Source organism: Streptomyces sp. NRRL S-244, from assembly GCF_000717915.1.
Classification (GTDB): domain Bacteria; phylum Actinomycetota; class Actinomycetes; order Streptomycetales; family Streptomycetaceae; genus Streptomyces.
Window position 1 is genome coordinate 23,828 of sequence record NZ_JOCX01000042.1, and the last position, 16,972, is coordinate 40,799.

The following is a 16,972-nucleotide window of genomic DNA, read 5'->3' on the forward strand; positions in this document are numbered from 1 at the left end:
TACTTCACGTAGACGGTGCAGTATTCGTACGCGCCGACGTCATCACTTGACGTTGATGAACGGTCCATTGTCGAATGCCCCTCCCATCTTGATGATGGAGACGTCGACGTGATCCACGTCGTCTCCGAGGATCTTGGATACCTGATCCCTGATGGGGCTCAACTTCGGGCGGGCGTCACCGGCCGTGATCTTACCCGTCTTGATCGCATGGTCCCGGGTGGCCTCGTTCTGGGAGCCGGGATTGGGGTTCTTCCAGCGCGCCGCGATCAGTCGGTCGAACGTCTCCGGCGTCACCCGTACCGCGAAGTCGATATCGGATCCGCCGGTGATGTTCCCGGTCACCCGGCTGCCCTGGACGACCACGTTCCCCTCGGTCTTCAGCTGTGACTTGAAGACGCCCTCGACCTCCGAGAACTGGGCCTTGGTCAGTCCCTCGGGCACGCGCATGAGCTGGTTCCAACGGGTGCCAGGGCGAAGGGCGAACATGCCCAGGGAACCGCCGGTCATGCCCGTCATCAGGCCGAACTTGAACATCTCGCTCCGGGCGCGGCACACCCATGGCGAGTCGCCCTCCGGGCAGGGCAGGTCGGGCACGCTCTCGGTCGTCGGCGGCGCCTCGTAGGGGGCGCAGCTGCTGGCGGCGGCCCACACGCACACGCCGTTGGGAGCCTCGTACTGGTACTTGCGGGGCCGCGGGGTTTCCTTGAGGTAGACGGTGGTCTTGGACTTCAGCGTCTTGTACACCGGATACTTCGATTCCCAGGTCTCACCCGAGATGAAGTTGGGCGACACGTGGGACTCGATGAAGTCCCACTGCTCTCCGCACCCGTCCGAACAGTCCACGGAGATCATGGATGCGCGGCCCGTGGGGTCCGATGACGTCGTCGGATTGTTCTCCGCGTAGCTGTATCCGCTCAGCGACTGCCCCTTCTCGAATTCGAGGAGCGGGTCCACGGATATGAAGCGGCCGAGGAGGGGGTCGTACTCACGGGCACCGAGGTGGGTGAGCTTGCTGTCGGCGTCCTTCGTGCCGCCGACGAACCCCTTGTTGCCCGTCCAGCCCCCGGAGGACGCACCCCGGACGGCGCCGAAGACCGTGCTCTTGCGCCGACTCACCGTCTGCGCGGCATCGGCGGTGATCTGGGTGGTTCCGGTGCCGTTGCGGTCGTTGAACTGGAAGACCAGCTTGGCCTGGGTCCGGACCGCCACGGCCGTGGTGCCGGGACCGTAGTAGCGCGTACCGACCACGTTCCCCGTCTTGTCCAGGCGCAGCTCGTTGCCGGCCGGCAGGTAGAGCGTGGTGCCCGTGGAATCGCGGCTCACCAGACGCTGGCCCGCCGGGTCGTACAGGTACTCGGAGGTGTTCGCCCCCTCCTTGACCGACTTCAGCCGTCCCTCCTCGTCCCAGGACAGGTCCTGGACACTGGAGCCGACGGTGCGGCTGCGGGTGTTGCCGACCTGGTCGTACGCGAAGGACTCGTCGTGCGCGTCCGTGCCGGTCTGCTTGACGCCCGGCAGCTGGTGCGTCCCCGCCTTGGGGGCCTGATACGTCCGGACGGTGTCGGCCGCGGGCCCGGAGGCCGTCGTGTGCCGGGTCTCCGTCTTGCGGTTGCCGACGGCGTCGTACGTGTAGCTGGTCCAGTACGCATCGGATCCGCCGACCACACCGGCCGAGGGAGCGGCGCTGCACTGCGGTGCGGTGCTGGTCCACGCCTCGGTGATGCGCCTGAGGGGGTCGAGGCGGAAGCACTGGGTGTCAGTGGTCCGGCTCGTGTCCTGCCCGGTCGAGGTGGAGATGGCCGTCACGTTGCCGGCCGGGTCCTGCGTGTAGTGGGTGTCCTCGACGCGCTGCGGGGCCGTCTCCTTGTCGAGGTAGGTGTCCGTCAGCGCCCCGGTGTGTTCGTCGTAGGCGTTCGAGAGGCTCACCGTCTGGCCGAAGGCGCCGTAGGACTCGACGAGGCTCCGGCCGTAGTGGTCGTACGTGACGTCGGAGATGATGGAATCACTGCCGGCGCCCATGAAGGCCGTCAGCCCGCTGCCGTGGGTGTAGCCCGTCGTGACGGTCTCCTGCGGCAGCCCGCCGATGGCGGGGTGCTTCGTCCACACCGGCTGCCCGGTGTTGGCGTTGTAGGAGGTGGTCCACTTGTAGGTGTTGGCCAGCGCGCCCTCGGAGTCGGGAATCGTGACCTGCGTGTTCACGGGCTGGTAGAGCCCGTTGTAGGTGGTGATGGCGGTCTCGTAGGCCTTGCCGCCCACGTAGCGCGTGGACTTGGAGAGCTGGCCCTTGGCGACCGTGTCGTAGACCCAGGCCGACAGCGTCGTGCCGTCCTTCTTCAGCGCGGTGCGCCGGCCCAGCTCGTCGTACTCGGTGCGGAGCGTGATGCCGCGCGCGTCCGTGGTGTCGAGGGGACGGTCCGCCACGTCGTACGTGGTGGTCGACGCCCCCTTGTCGGGGTCCTCGACCCGGGTCTGGCGCCCCCGGACGTCGTAGCGGTAGGTCCACTTGGCCCCGGACGGGTCCGTGACGTTGTCCAGCCGGCCCAGCTTGTCGAAAGCGAAGAGCGTCGGCCCCCCGGCCGTCAGATCCTCCTTCGTGTACTCGGTCCGCGCCGTCGTCCGGCCCAGGGCGTCCACCACGGTGCTCACCGCGGTCCCGCCCTTCGGGGGGACGACGGTCGTGGTGTCACCCGTGTAACTCGTCGAGGTGCGCTTCGTCTCGTCGCCGAACTTCCGGGAGATGACGGCGGTGACGCGGCCGGCGCCGTCGTACTCGGTGTCAGTGGAGGCCGGGTACTTGAGCTCCTGGCCCTTGACCAGCACGGGCTCCGGCGCACCGGTCGCGTAGTAGGTGTTGGACGTACGCCACTGGAGACCCCGCGTGTCGAAGAAGTTCTCCGACACCAGCCGGCCGGCGAGATCGGGCGAGGCTTCCTGGGTCTGGCGCGGGCGCAGAAGACCGTCGTAGAAGGCGTAGCTCGTCCGGTACTCCGACTCGTGGTTGAGGGTCTTCGTGGTGATGACGTTCGGACCGTCGTTGCGGATCAGGTAGTCGAACGCGAAGTTCGGGCTGTCGGGGTACGTGACGGCCGAACGCGTCGGCAGCCACACCTTGGCCACGCGGCCGAGCGGGTCGTAGGCCGTCGCGGTCACCTTGCCGTTGGCGTCGGTGGTCTGCACCGGCTGGGCGCGGAGGGGTTCCAGCGCCGTGGTCACCGTGTGCCCGAGCGAGTTGGTGACCACCGTCTTCGTGGGCACCTCACCGGACGCGGGGGTGAACGCGGTCTGCGTGACCTTGCCGAGGGCGTCGGCCCCGGCGCTCGGCCTGCCGTATTCGTCGTAGCAGAGCTGGTTCTTGGCCGGTCCGCAGGTGCTCGGGACCGAGTTGACCGGGCTGTAGCCGGCGCCGTCGCCGTTGATCTTCTCCGTCTGCGTCACCAGGCCCTTGGTGGGCGCGGCGCCGAAGGCGGCGTTGTCGTACAGCGTCCTGCTGTCCTCGATCACGTCGGCGGGCCGGTTCACCGGCTCGCCACAGGCGACTGCCACCGTCTCCGAACGTGCGGTCAGACTCAGCAGCCAGTTCGCCGTGTTGCGGGCGTAGGCCGTCGTCGTGCACCGCTCGTCGCCCGTCATCGACGTGTCACCGGACTCCGAGACCGAGTCCACCATCCCGTACTCGTCGAAGTGCCGTGTCAGCTCGGTCTTGCGGTCGCCTCCGGTGACCCGGGTACGGGTCGTTTCCTTCTCGGTGCCGGTGCGGTAGGCCTCGAGAGCGGGCAGCCCGGCCCGGGCCCGGGTCGCCGTCATGGACGAGCGCCAGGGCGTCGTCGACGTGGCGGTGACCAGTTTCGCGGTGTCGTCCCCGTTGTAGGTGGCCACTTCCCGCTTCATGCCGGCGAACTGTTCCCGGTCGGTGACCGCGACGCCCTCGGAGTCCTTGACCGCCGCGCCGTCGATGCCGCGGAAGTAGCGGGACTCCGACAGGGTCTTGGGATCGTTCGCGGCGCCGGTGCGGGTCTGCACCCGTCCGTAGCCGCGGGCGATGGAGTGGACCCGGTCCTCGGGCTTGGTGAACTCGTCGGTGCTCTTGGCCCAGGCGGCTCCGTCCAGGTAGGAGTACGAGGTCACCTTGTCCGGAGTCTCGGCGAGGTTGTCGCCCTCGATCACCCGGGTCGTCACGTACGAGTTGAACCAGTCTTCCTTGGCCGTGGAGCCTTCGAAGGCCCACTTCACCGGGTAACAGCGCGTGGTGTTGGTCGCGTCCGGCTTGGGAAGGGTGGAGGCGGTGCATTCGGGGTCGGAGTAGTCGACTCCGATGGTTCCCCCGGTCTCCGTCGTGATCTGGTAGAGGCGCAGACGGATGAACGGAGCCAGACCGTCACCCGTCTTGTCCACCCGGTTGGCTTTCTGAACGCCCGCGAACCTCACCGGTGCGGTGGACGCCGATCCGCCGACCTTGCCGGTGCGCTGCACGGACTCGAGCCACATGGGGGTCGAGACGCCGTCGCCTGCGGCCGGGAAGCCCTGGGTGAGGGTCCAGTTGTCGACGTCCTTGTAAGCGCCCGCGGTCAGCAGCTTCGTGGTGACGGACGTCAGACGCTTGCGGGACCAGAAGGACGGCGAGTGCTGGTCCTTGCACTCGGTCGAGCCGTCCTTGCAGAACATGTCGAACGGCGAGTCCGGCCAGTTCTTGGCGTTCGTCTCGTCGAAGGTGCCGCAGTTGTTCAGGCAGCGCTCGGAGACGTCGAACTTGACCTGGCCCATGGCCTTGGCGGTGTAGACGGTGTCGGAGCGCAGGCCGTAGTCGATGCGGTCGAGCCAGCCCCCGCGGATGTACTGCGTGGGCGTGGACTTGGCGGTCTCGGAGACGTTGCGACCGTAGTTGTTGGTCTCGGTGTTCCAGTAGTACGCCATGGCGTTGCCACGGACGTCGACCACGTAGTCGAGCTGCCAGCGCCAGGCCTGCTGGCACCAGGCCGAGGCGAACGAGGCCTTGTAGCAGGGCTCGCCTGACTGGTTTCCGAACACCGGTACGGTCCAGGCCGAGTTGGTGGTCGGCGTCGAGGCGTCCTTCCAGCCGGGCAGGCGGTTCAGCCCGAAGAAGTACTGGGTGCCGTCGGCCGTGGTGACCTTCCAGTGCTCACCGTCATTGTCGCCGTTGTTGGCGCCGGTGAGCTTCTCGACCTTTTCCCCCGAGTCCCTGGCCGGGTGCCAGCCCTTGCCCTGCTCGAAGACCAGTTCACTGGTCTTGCCGCCCAGGGAAAGGGTGGCGTTGTCGTTGAACCAGCAGAGGTCGCCGATTTTCGTCGTGTTGGTTCCGCCGGTCTTGTCGTCGTTGCACGACTTGTAGCGGCGTTCCACGAAACCGGGCTGCCAGTCCCAGCCGTCCCCGATCCAGCCGGACTGGTTGTTCGACGCCGAGGTTCTGCCGTCCACCGACTGCGAGGAGTAGTCGAGCGACAGCTCAGGCTGCAGACCGCCGGGAACGGACGGGACGCCCATGGCGTAGGACCAGTTGAAGGCGCCGGTCGAGCCGCCCGCGCTCCACGAGCCCGAGGGCTGGAGCGGAGTGGCCTTGTAGTCGCCGGTCGGGCCGGCGGCGCCGGCGGTCGCGGCGAGGACCATGGCGCCGCCCGATGCCGCGGCCGCGGCGGACATCGCCGTCTTGCCGGACTTGGGTGCGGTGCCCGTGGTGCCGGGGGTGCTGACCTGGGTGGACAGTTTGCCGGTGCGGGTGTCGTTCTTGGTCTGCAGCGGCTTCTGGGTCCGGCACTCCGGGCGTTCGGGAGTGGTCAGGGCGCAGGCCGGGAGTTCACCGACTTGGACGGTCCCGTGTCGGCCGGGGAGAGCGCGACGGGCAGTTTGCCCGCGGGTCCGCCCGTGGCCAGGGAAACCTCGGCGGATCCGGCCGCGGGCCAGCTCGCCTTCGGTTTCTGCTTCTTCCATGCATTTTCGCCCGCCGCGTCCGGACGCTTGGCGCCCCCCGCGGAAGCCTTGCTCACCGGAACTGCCTTCGGCTGATTCAGCTTTGGCCGTGCCGGGTTATTCTCCGCGGCCATTGCTGCGCCGGGCAGAACGCCGGCGAGAACCGCGGCAGCCATGGCTGCCGAAAGTCCTCGCATGCGAATTGGTTTCACACCCCACCCCCACATTATCGAACTTATCGGGCTCAGGCTAACAGCGCCTTTACCTGCCCCATCGGGCGCGCCGTCGGATCGCGCCTAATTGCCGCCGACCATTGCCAACTCATGCAAATTGACCTTGTTGCCATAAAGCGGGCAAATTGCTATGGATCTCCACAGAAGGCCAGGTCGGAGCATGTGCGGATCGCCGTGCGCCCGGTAGGCTCGCGCCGAATGTCAGTCAGGCGTGAAGCGATGTGGAGTTTGCATGGGTGGCAAGAGACCCTTTCGGGGGCTGCGGGATAGGCGAGCCATTTCGGCGGCTGTTTCCCTCGCTCTCGTAGGTGGAATAACTGCTTCCGGATTGTTCGCGTTGACGCCGTCGGTTGCCGTTGCGGCGACGTCCGATCCGGTTGTGGACGGTTCGTTGAGCGAAGAAGATTTCGCTCTGCAGAAGGCGAAGGAGACGGGCCAGCCGTACGAGCTGGTTTCGGCGCGGACCGAATCCTCGGACACATGGGCCACTCCGGCCGGAACGTGGTCGGTGAAGCGGTACGGGACGCCTGTGCGCGTGTTGCGCGGTGGTGTGTGGGTGGCGACCGATCCGACGCTGCAGTTCGCGGCGGACGGGAAGGTCGTGTCGAAGGCCGCCACGGTGTCGGTGTCGTTCTCCGGTGGTGGTACGGGGCCGCTGCTGACGGGTGTCAAGGACGGTCGGACGCTGTCGCTGTCGTGGCCGAAGGCGCTGCCGAAGCCGACGCTGGCGGCGAACGTGGCGACGTACGCGAACGTGCTGCCGGACGTGGACCTCCAGCACCGATGCGGCGACGCAGGCCATCACCGCGGTCAACCCGGCGGGGCAGACGGTGTTCACCAGCCCCTCGCCGCTGATGTGGGACTCCACCAAGGCGACGGCCCCCGCCGCACCGGCCGCACCGGCTTCGAAGACGCTGCTGCGGTCGGCGGCCGCAATGAGCGCGGCGAGTGCGGGGGAGACGCCCGCCGACGTGTTCACTCCGCCCGCCGGTGCGCAGGACGCGCACATGCCGACGACGGTGGCGAACGGCACGCTCGAGATCAAGCCCGATCAGGCACTGCTGACGGGCGCGCAGACGCAGTACCCGGTCTTCATCGACCCCTCGTGGGCGTGGGGCGGCCGGCAGAACTGGACCCGGGTCTACAAGAAGTACCCGTCGAACTCGTACTGGAACAGCAAGGACGACGTCCGCGTCGGCTACGAGAACGAGACCAACGGCCTCTCGCGGTCCTTCTTCCAGCTCGACACCTCGAACATCAAGGGCGCGCAGGTCAAGAAGTCGACCCTGCGGGTGCGCAACACCTGGTCCTGGTCCTGCCAGGCCCGGCCGGTGGAGCTGTGGCACGTGGGGGCGATCTCGTCCCAGACCACGTGGTACAAGCAGCCCGCCAAGATCTCCAAGGTCGCCACGGTCAACGAGTCCAAGGGCTGGAGCGGCGACGACTGCGCCGCGGGCAACCTTGAGTTCGACGCGACCGGGCTGGCGCAGCAGGCCGCGTCCGGCAACTGGTCCAACGTCACCATCGGCCTCTTCGCCTCCAACGAGTCGGACACGTTCGGCTGGAAGCGCTTCGACCCGAAGACCCTGACCATCGAGACCGAGTACAACAACCCGCCGGCGACTCCCTCCACCCTGGGTACCAACCCCTCCACCTCGTGCACCGACGGCGGTCTCGTCGGCGACGCCCACGTCGGGCTGTACGCGACGATCGACGACCCGGACGGCGGCAACCTCCAGGCCGAGTTCCAGATCTTCAAGGCGGGCCAGGGAACCCCGGCCGCGACCCAGTCGATCCCGGCGAACAGGGGCCGGGTCGCGACCTGGCTCGTTCCCGACGTGAACCTGCCGGGCGGCGACTACACCTGGAAGGTCCGCGCGAAGGACCAGGACAACGCGTACTCCGGCTGGTCGGCCACCTGCAAGTTCTCCGTGGACCGCGCTCGCCCCAGCAAGCCGCCGGTCATCAGCTCCCCGCAGTTCCCCAACGGCAAGGACGGCTGGCCCGCGACCACCGGCAAGGCCCGTACACCGGGCAGCTTCACCTTCGGTGCCAACGGCGTGACCGACGCCAAGGAGATCCTCTACTACACGGACTCCGAGCCGGGCCCGCGCTCCGTCGCCCCCGGTGGGACCGTCACCCTCACGCCCCCCGGATCCGGCCCCCGTGTCGTCTACGCGTACAGCGTGGACAAGGCCGGCAACCGGTCCGACACCACCGCGTACCTCTACTACGCGGCCCGCACCCAGGACCGTGACGGCCCGGGTGATCTGAACGGCGACGGCAACCGCGACATCTGGACCACCGACACCCAGGGCGCGCTGCTGACGTACGCGGGCCAGGGCAACGGCAAGTTCGCCGCCGCCACCAACGGCGGGCGCAGCTTCCAGGGCGCGCAGATCCAGCCGAGCGGTGACTGGGGCACGGACGGGTACAACGACCTCGTCTCGCTCCAATACAACGAGGCGGACAAGAAGAACAAGCTGTGGACCTACCCGAACAACGGGCAGGGTGTGATCGCCAACCGGCCGACCGAGCTCCAGGTCTCCTGCCCGGTCAAGAACCCGGATCTCGGCTGTGACTTCGGTGACGACTGGAGCGGTGACGACCACTGGTACAACGCCGAGCAGATCGTCGCCGCCGGTGACCTCAACGGCGACAACGTCCCCGACCTGCTGGTCAAGCAGGGCAAGCAGCTGTGGGCGTACTACGGCAACCGTGCGCAGAAGACCCTCGACAACGACGGCGGCCCGGTCCTGGTCGGCAACGGCGACTGGGACAGGTTCACCGTCATCGCCCCCGGCGACCTCAACGGTGACGCCATCCCCGACCTGTGGCTGCGCGACAACGCCACCGGCGACCTGTTCCGTACGTACGGAAGCAAGGGCGTCAACGGCCGACTCGACCCCACCACCTGGGGCAACGCCGCCGGTCGGGCGAAGATCGCCTCCGGCCTCGGTCAGGTGGCCTACCCGTCCATCGGCTCCGTCGGTGACGTCACCGGCGACAATCTGCCCGACCTGTGGGTCTCCGACACCAACCGCCAGCTCGCCACGTTCACCGGCACCGGCACCGCCTCACCTCTGAACGTCACCGGCATCAGCCAGACTCCGGCCTTCTTCGGCAACCTCAACTCGCCGACTGCGCAGTGGAAGCTGACCGGCCAGAGCGGCAACACCACCCCGAGTGCCGTCGGCAACTACCCGGCGACCGCGGCCGGCATCACCTGGCCGTCCGCGACGGTGGGCGGCCGCAGCACCCCGTACGCGGCCTTCAACGGCACCGCGTCCTCGATCGCCACCAGCGGCTCGGTGATCGACACCCGCAAGAGCTTCACCATCAGCACCTGGGCGAAGGTTTCCGGCAGCGGCGCGCTCGTCCTCAGCCAGGACAACACCCGCAACAGTGCCTTCACCCTCTACGCCGACCCTGCCACCAAGCAGTGGCGTTTCGCCCTGGCCAAGGGTGACGTCGACGGCTGGGCGTACGACTGGTCGGACGCGGGTGTCAACGACTCGGCCAAGTTCTACCCGGACGCGTGGACCCAGCTGACCGCGGTCTACAACGCCGACACCGCCCTGATGAGCCTCTACGTCAACGGCACTCTCGCCGCGACGGGCCACCACCCGGCCTCCACCAGCCCCGCCCCCAGCGGCTCGCTCGTGCTCGGCCGGTACAAGGTCAACGGAGCCCCGGACCACTTCGGCGGCTTCACCGGTGGCGTCAGCAACCTCGCCGTCTACCCCTATGCGGCGCCCCTGACCGCCCCCGGCGCCATGGGCCCGATGTCCCTGGCGGCCAAGCCGAGCCACTGCCTGGACAACGACAACGGCCGCACCACGGACGGGAACAGGATCCAGGCCTGGGACTGCAACATGATCAACGGCGGTGACGCGCAGAAGTTCGAGATCCGGGCCGACGGCACCATCCGGATCGCGGGCAAGTGCATCGACCCCGCCTACGCCGGCACCACCAACGGCACGCTCATCTGGCTCTACCCCTGCAACGGCAGCTACGGCCAGCAGTTCCTGCCCCACGCCGACGGCACGATCTACCACCCCCGGTCGGGCCGCTGCCTGGACACCAGCAACATGAACACCGGCACGCAGCTCTACCTGTGGGACTGCAACGCCACCACCCCCCAGCGCTGGACCATTCCGACGCTGAACACCGCTCCGCTGCCCGTACCCCTGTGGTGATGCGCGGCATGCACTGAGCACCTGACCGCCCCGGCGCCCGAAGCGCCGGGGCGGTCACTCATAGGCCCCGTTCGGCGGGCGTACGGGGGCGGATCCGGGGAAGGTGGTGCTCATGGTGCGAAACGCAGAGATGACGGAGCCGCCCCTGCCCGGGCCGGATCCCGTGCCGCCCGGGCCCGGGCCCGGGCCGAACCCCTTCCCGGACCCCGAGCCGATTCCGCAGCCCGTGCCGCCCGTACCGGGGCCGGTGCCCGAGCCCGATCCGATTCCTCCGCCGCCCGGGCCCGCGCCGATCCCGCAGCCCGGGCCGCTGAGCAGGGAGCCGGACGCGCCCTAGGCGGTACGGACCTCGGAGCGGTCGCCGCTCCAGAGGGTGTGGAACGAGCCCTCGCGGTCGGTGCGCCGGTAGGTGTGCGCCCCGAAGAAGTCCCGCTGGCCCTGGGTGAGGGCCGCCGGGAGCCGCTCCGCGCGCAGCGCGTCGTAGTACGCGAGGGAGGCGGCGAAGGCGGGCACCGGGATGCCCTGGGACACGGCAGCCACCAGGACGGCCCGCCAGTCCTCCTGGGCAGCGCCGATCTCCTGCGCGAAGCCCGGGTCCGCCAGCAGGCTCGGCAGGTCCGGCTGCGCGTCGTACGCCGTACGGATCCGGTCCAGGAACGCCGCCCGGATGATGCAGCCGCCCCGCCACAGCGAGGACACCGCGCCCAGGTCCACGCCCCAGCCGTACTCCTCGCTGCCCGCCTGGATCTGGTGGAAGCCTTGCGTGTACGAGACGATCTTCGAGGCGTACAGGGCCTGCTCCACCTGGGCGGCGAAGGCGTCCGCCGCCTCCGCCGACAGCGGCGCGGCCGCCGGGCCGGCCAGTCCCCGGGCGGCCGTACGCAGGTCCGCGTGGCCCGAAACCGCACGGGCGAAGACCGCCTCCGCGATCCCCGACACCGGAACGCCCAGGTCCAGCGCGATCTGCACGGTCCAGCGGCCGGTGCCCTTCTGCTCGGCCGCGTCGGCGACGATGTCGACGAACGGGCGGCCGGTCTCGGCGTCCGTGTGGGCGAGCACCTCCGCCGTGATCTCGATCAGGTACGAGTCCAGCCGGCCCTGGTTCCAGGCCCGGAAGGTCTCCGCGATCCGCGCGGGGGAGTAGCCGGCGACGTCGCGCAGCAGGTGGTAGGCCTCGGCGATGAGCTGCATGTCGGCGTACTCGATGCCGTTGTGCACCATCTTGACGAAGTGTCCGGCGCCGTCGGGGCCGACGTGCGAGACGCAGGGCGTGCCGTCCTTGGCCTTCGCCGAGATCTTCTCCAGCATCGGACCGAGCGACGCGTACGACTCGGCGGAGCCGCCCGGCATGATGCTCGGGCCGAGCAGCGCACCCTCCTCGCCGCCCGAGATGCCCGCGCCCACGAAGTGGATGCCCTGCTCGCGCAGCTCCTTCTCGCGCCGCCGGGTGTCCTCGAAGTGGGCGTTGCCGCCGTCGATGATGACGTCGCCCGGCTCCAGCAGCGGGGCGAACTCGTGGATCACGGCATCGGTCGGCTCACCGGCCTTCACCATGATGATCAGACGGCGCGGCCGCTCCAGCGCGTCGACGAACTCCTTCGCGGACTCGGTGGCGACGAAGGTCCCCTCGTGACCGAACTCCTCCACCAGGGCGGTGGTCTTCGCGGCCGTGCGGTTGTGGACGGCGACGGTGTAGCCGTTGCGGGCGAAGTTCCGGGCGAGGTTGCTCCCCATCACCGCGAGCCCGGTGACGCCGATCTGGGCCGTGCTGCTCATGCATGCGCTCCTGAGTGCTTCGATGTGCGGGTGGGAGCGACGCTACAGGGGCGGGCGCGCCGCGAGCCGTCCCGCCATGCGAATCAATGTCAACTTCCGTGAACATGCGCCCTGTTGCGCCCCTTGTCATGCCCTGAGCGCGCCGTTAGGTTGTGCGGTTCCTGATGTCTTCAATGGGGGCTCCCATGGGTGTACGGGGTCGGCACCGCCGGCACCAGCCGAGCAGCATCAACCGCGCCTCGCTCGCCGTCACCGCCGGTGGCGCAGGACTCGCGCTTCCTCTGATCGGCGCCGGAACCGCCCACGCCGCCTCGGTGGACACCTGGAACAAGGTCGCGGACTGCGAGTCCACCAACAACTGGCACGTCAACACCGGCAACGGTTACTACGGCGGGCTCCAGTTCAGCCAGAGCACGTGGCGCGCCTTCGGCGGCGCCGCGTACGCGTCCCGCGCCGACCTGGCCACCAAGGACCAGCAGATCGCGGTCGCCGAGAAGGTGCTGAAGGGCCAGGGCCCGCAGGCCTGGCCCGTGTGCGGGAAGCAGGCCGGGCTCTCGCGCAGCGGCCCCGCGCCCGCCGTCCCTCCGCAGGGGCAGGGGCAGGGGCAGGGGCAGGGGCAGGGGCAAGGCCAGGGCCAAGGCGTGAAGGTCCAGGTCCAGGTCAAGGAGGCGAAGCCCGCCGCCCCGCCGGCCGCCACGCCCCGCCCGACGGGCACCTCGGTCCTGCCCAACCCGTACGTGGTCGCGCCCGGCGACTCCCTCTCGGCGATCGCCACCACCCAGCACGTCGAGGGCGGCTGGCAGGCGCTGTACGAGACCAACCGGGCCACCGTGGGGGGCAACCCGAACCTGATCTTCCCCGGTCAGCGGCTCACCCTGCGCGTCACCGCCGCGCCCGCCCCGCCGCCGCCCGCGCAGAACCCCGAGAAGCCGCCGCGGACAGCGGAGCCGGTCAAGCCGGTGGAGCCGAACGCGCAGAAGCCCGCCGAGAAACCCGCCGAGAAGCCCGCGGAAAAACCGGCCGAGAAGCCCGCCGCGAAACCCGCGGAGAAGCCCGCCCCCGCACCCGCCTCAGCGCAGCAGCAGCCGGCTTCGGTCGGCTTCGTCGCCCCCGTGGACGCCGCCATCGGCACCGCCTACCACGTGGCCGGATCGTCCTGGTCCAGCGGCTACCACACGGGCGTCGACTTCCCCGTCGCCACCGGAACCTCCGTCAAGTCCGTCGGCCCCGGCTCCGTCGTCTCCGCCGGCTGGGCGGGTGCCTACGGCTACCAGGTCGTCATCCGGCACGCCGACGGCCGGTACTCCCAGTACGCCCACCTCTCGGCGCTCGGGGTCAAGGCCGGGCAGCAGGTCTCCGGCGGGCAGCGGATCGGCCGCTCCGGCTCCACCGGCAACACCAGCGGACCGCACCTCCACTTCGAGATGCGCACGTCCCCCGGCTACGGCTCCGACATCGACCCGCTGAAGTACCTCCGCGGCCGCGGCGTCGGCATCTGACCCCCGTACGTGCGGCGGCACGACCGTGAGCAGGATCAGGCCGGTCGCCGCCAGCACGGCGCTGGCCAGGGCCGCCGCCGTGCCCGCCGCCCCGAACCGGAAGCCCTCGTCGAACAGCGATATGCCGACCGCCGCCGCGACCACCGGGTTGACCACGGTCAGCGTGGCCAGCGGCGCGTTCAGCCCCGCGCCCCGGTAGGCCGCCTGGGAGAGCAGCAGCCCGCCCGAGGCCAGGACGGCGATCGCCGCCAGATCGGGCCACACGGAACCGAGTGCGCCCGACGCGAAGGTGAGGCCCTCGGCCACCGACTTGGTGAACACGGAGGCCATGCCGAAGGCCGTACCGGCCGCGACCGCCAGCAGCACACTGCGCAGCACCGGCCGGTGCATCCGCTGCGCCGCCAGGAACAGCGCGGCGACCCCGGCCCCGGTGGCGATCAGCAGCAGGCCCCGCTCCCCGCCCGCCAGCGGCTGGTCCGCATCCCCGTCCCCGCCCGTCAGCGCCAGCAGCCCGGCCAGCCCCACCGTGGCCATCACCGCGCCGCGCCAGGCCGCGGCGCCCGCCCGGCGGTGTACGAAGAGGGCCGCCATCGGCAGTGCGAACACGATGGTCAGCGCACCGAGCGGCTGCACCAGGCTCAGCGGCCCGTACGCGAGGGCCACCACGTGCAGCAGGGCGCCCAGGCCGTTCAGCCCGACCGCACACCACCAGCCGGCCCGGCGCAGCGGCGCGTAAGGTCGGTCGGGGGTGCTCGCCGCGACCCGTTCCTGGAGGATCGCGCCGCCCGCGTACGCGACGGCGGACACCAGACAGAGCAGGACCGACAGGGCAAGGGCACTCATGATTTCCACAATGCCCGACCCCAGCGGCCTATTCCTCCCCCTACAGGTGGTCACCAGTGGTACCCGAGGCATACTCCAGAAGGAGTACAGGACCCGCGGCGGCCCCCGCCGGGCCCTGCCCAGAGCGACGGCCCCGTCGCGGTGCGTGAGATGCCGGGCGACGGGTTTGGTTCCGGGCGCGTCGGATCCGTACAGTGGCGGTTTTGGGGACTTCCGCAGAGGCGGACGCGGACGAGTGAGCAAGGAACGGCAGCGGCCATGACGGTGACCGAAGACAACCACGTGAGCGCGGACGACCACGTCTACGGGCCGGGCATCGACCCCGAGCGGCTGGCGCTCTGCCTCAGCGTGCTCGAGGAACTCGACAAGATCGACGTCGACCACCCCGACGCCATCACCGTACGCCGCGCCACCGCCGGCCTCTACCGCACGGTCAAGCAGCGCCGCCGCCAGGAGCGCCGCGCCGCCAAGACCGCCAACGACAAGGCCGTCACCGAGGCGACCGCGACCGGCTCCGCCGAGCGCATCGACGACGAGACCGAGGGCATCCTCCCGTCCTCGGTCACGGAGGCCGGCCGGATCGCCGGAATACTCCAGCGCCCGCGCTCCTGCTACATCTGCAAGACGCGGTACGTCGAGGTCGACTACTTCTACCACCAGCTCTGCCAGCCGTGCGCCGGCCACAACCGTGCCAAGCGCGAGGCCCGCGCCGACCTCGCCGGCAAGCGCGCGCTGCTCACCGGCGGCCGGGCCAAGATCGGCATGTACATCGCGCTGCGGCTGCTGCGCGACGGCGCCCACACGACGATCACCACCCGCTTCCCCAAGGACGCCATCCGCCGCTTCAAGGCGATGGAGGACTCGGCGGAGTGGATGCACCGCCTGGAGGTCGTCGGACTCGACCTGCGCGATCCGGGCCAGGCCGTGGCGCTCGCCGACCAGATCGCCGAGGCCGGTCCGCTCGACATCCTGATCAACAACGCGACGCAGACCGTGCGCCGCCTGCCCAGCGCGTACGCCGCGCTGGTCGAGGGGGAGAGCGCGCCGCTGCCGGCCGGCGAGCTCCCCGCCCACCACGTCATCGGCGCGTTCAACTCCGGTGCGGTCGACGGCCTGGCGGCGCTGCCCGTCGGCGTCAGCGGGCTCGACGCGCAGAAGGTCGCCGACCTCGCCCTGGTCGCGGGCAACGCCAGCATCGAACGGCACCTCGACGGCACCGCCATCGACGCCGGCGGCCTGCTGCCCGACGTCGTCGACACGAACACCTGGGTGCAGACCATCGACCAGATCTCCCCGGTGGAGCTGCTGGAAACCCAGCTGTGCAACTACACGTCGCCGTTCATCCTGATCAGCGCGCTCCGGCCGGCGATGGCCGAGGCCGCCCGCAGGGCGTCCAGCGGGCGTGCCTACGTGGTCAACGTCTCGGCGATGGAGGGCGTGTTCAGCCGCGGCTACAAGGGTGCGGGGCACCCGAACACCAACGCCGCCAAGGCCGCGATGAACATGGTGACGCGGACCAGCGGCCAGGAGATGTTCGAGACCGACCGCATCCTCATGACCTCGGTCGACACCGGCTGGATCACCGACGAGCGCCCGCACTTCGACAAGCTGCGCCTGGCCGAGGAGGGCTTCCACGCCCCCCTCGACCTGGTCGACGGCGCGGCCCGGGTCTACGACCCCGTCGTGCGCGGCGAGGCCGGCGAGGACCTGTACGGCGTCTTCCTCAAGGACTACGCGCCCGCCAACTGGTAGGCCTTCCGTCGGCAGGCCGGTCGCGGACCGGTCCGCCGCCGCGGCCGCGTGCCCCGGTCCCCCTCGAAGGGGCCGGGGCACGGCCGTGTCACGGCGTGCGCTCGTACGCCCTCGCCGCCACCAGCTCCAGGACCGGACGCCAGTCCTCCATCACGCCCGCGTCGAGCCCGACGACCTTGCCCGCGTCATCCGCTTGGCGCAATGTCACCGCCGCTTCCGCGTCGGGGTCGGCCGCGAAGGCCCGGACCTCCGCCTCGTCCATCAGCCCGCCCTGCGCCCGCAGGGTCAGCGCGCTCTGCGGGGACAGCGCCCGGCCGGGCTCCACGGCCGCCAGGTAGCGCTTGGCCGGCACGTGCAGCCGTACCAGCCGGGCCACGCGCTCGCCGAGCAGCGGACGGATCGCTTCCGCCGCGTGGTCGGCGTGTCCCGCGTCGTCCCCGGGGAAGAGCAGGTGGCCCAGGTCGTGGACGAGTCCGGCGACTTGGAGCTCCTTGTCGAACGGATGCGAACGGCGCAGCAGTGCCGCAGTCTGGAGCCCATGATCGTGCAGATCGACCGGGTCTCCGCTGCGGTCGGGCGTGTCCCACGCCCCGCGGCACGCGAGCAGCAGTTCCATCAGCTCCTCGATGCTGTCGACCCTCGGTACCCCCGGCACTTCGGACCTCGCCGCCACCGTCGCTCCCTCCGCTGCCTGTACACCGGCCGTGCTACCGGCGTCGAGCACACCACCCGAGCCGGTCACATCGGC

General features: G+C 69.9%; 6 protein-coding genes and 1 pseudogene. 3 read left to right on the plus strand and 4 right to left on the minus strand.

Annotated features, from left to right (window positions below):
- Nucleotides 1–42 precede the first annotated feature (42 nt).
- Entirely contained in the window at nucleotides 43–5,943 is a 5,901-nt protein-coding gene (locus tag IF02_RS0130415) for an RHS repeat-associated core domain-containing protein (RefSeq protein ID WP_051696654.1), read from the minus strand.
- A 1,042-nt stretch (nucleotides 5,944–6,985) separates the two neighbouring features.
- Between IF02_RS0130415 and IF02_RS32790 the strand changes: the two genes are divergently transcribed.
- Nucleotides 6,986–10,354, plus strand: coding sequence for a ricin-type beta-trefoil lectin domain protein (locus IF02_RS32790; protein WP_037837414.1), 3,369 nt, complete (start codon nucleotides 6,986–6,988; stop codon nucleotides 10,352–10,354).
- A 333-nt stretch (nucleotides 10,355–10,687) separates the two neighbouring features.
- On the opposite strand, the gene gndA is transcribed toward IF02_RS32790, so the two are convergent.
- Entirely contained in the window at nucleotides 10,688–12,130 is a 1,443-nt protein-coding gene (gndA, locus tag IF02_RS0130425) for an NADP-dependent phosphogluconate dehydrogenase (RefSeq protein ID WP_030162697.1), read from the minus strand.
- Between the two features lie 185 nt (nucleotides 12,131–12,315).
- Here gndA and IF02_RS0130430 point away from each other — a divergent pair, with 185 nt between their 5' ends.
- Nucleotides 12,316–13,629 carry a transglycosylase family protein gene (locus IF02_RS0130430; RefSeq protein ID WP_030162699.1) on the plus strand — a complete coding sequence of 438 codons (1,314 nt, stop codon included), beginning with the start codon at nucleotides 12,316–12,318 and terminating at the stop codon, nucleotides 13,627–13,629.
- Nucleotides 13,630–13,653: 24 nt separating this feature from the next.
- Here the strand turns inward: IF02_RS0130430 and IF02_RS35275 are convergent.
- Nucleotides 13,654–14,472 (minus strand): annotated as a pseudogene (locus tag IF02_RS35275) (DMT family transporter); the annotation flags it as partial.
- A 258-nt stretch (nucleotides 14,473–14,730) separates the two neighbouring features.
- On the opposite strand from IF02_RS35275, the gene IF02_RS0130445 reads away from it, so the two are divergent.
- Nucleotides 14,731–16,224, plus strand: coding sequence for an SDR family NAD(P)-dependent oxidoreductase (locus IF02_RS0130445; RefSeq protein ID WP_030162703.1), 1,494 nt, complete (start codon nucleotides 14,731–14,733; stop codon nucleotides 16,222–16,224).
- A gap of 88 nt (nucleotides 16,225–16,312) precedes the next feature.
- On the opposite strand, the gene IF02_RS0130450 is transcribed toward IF02_RS0130445, so the two are convergent.
- Nucleotides 16,313–16,840, minus strand: coding sequence for an HD domain-containing protein (locus IF02_RS0130450; protein WP_030162705.1), 528 nt, complete (start codon nucleotides 16,838–16,840; stop codon nucleotides 16,313–16,315).
- Nucleotides 16,841–16,972: the final 132 nt, after the last annotated feature.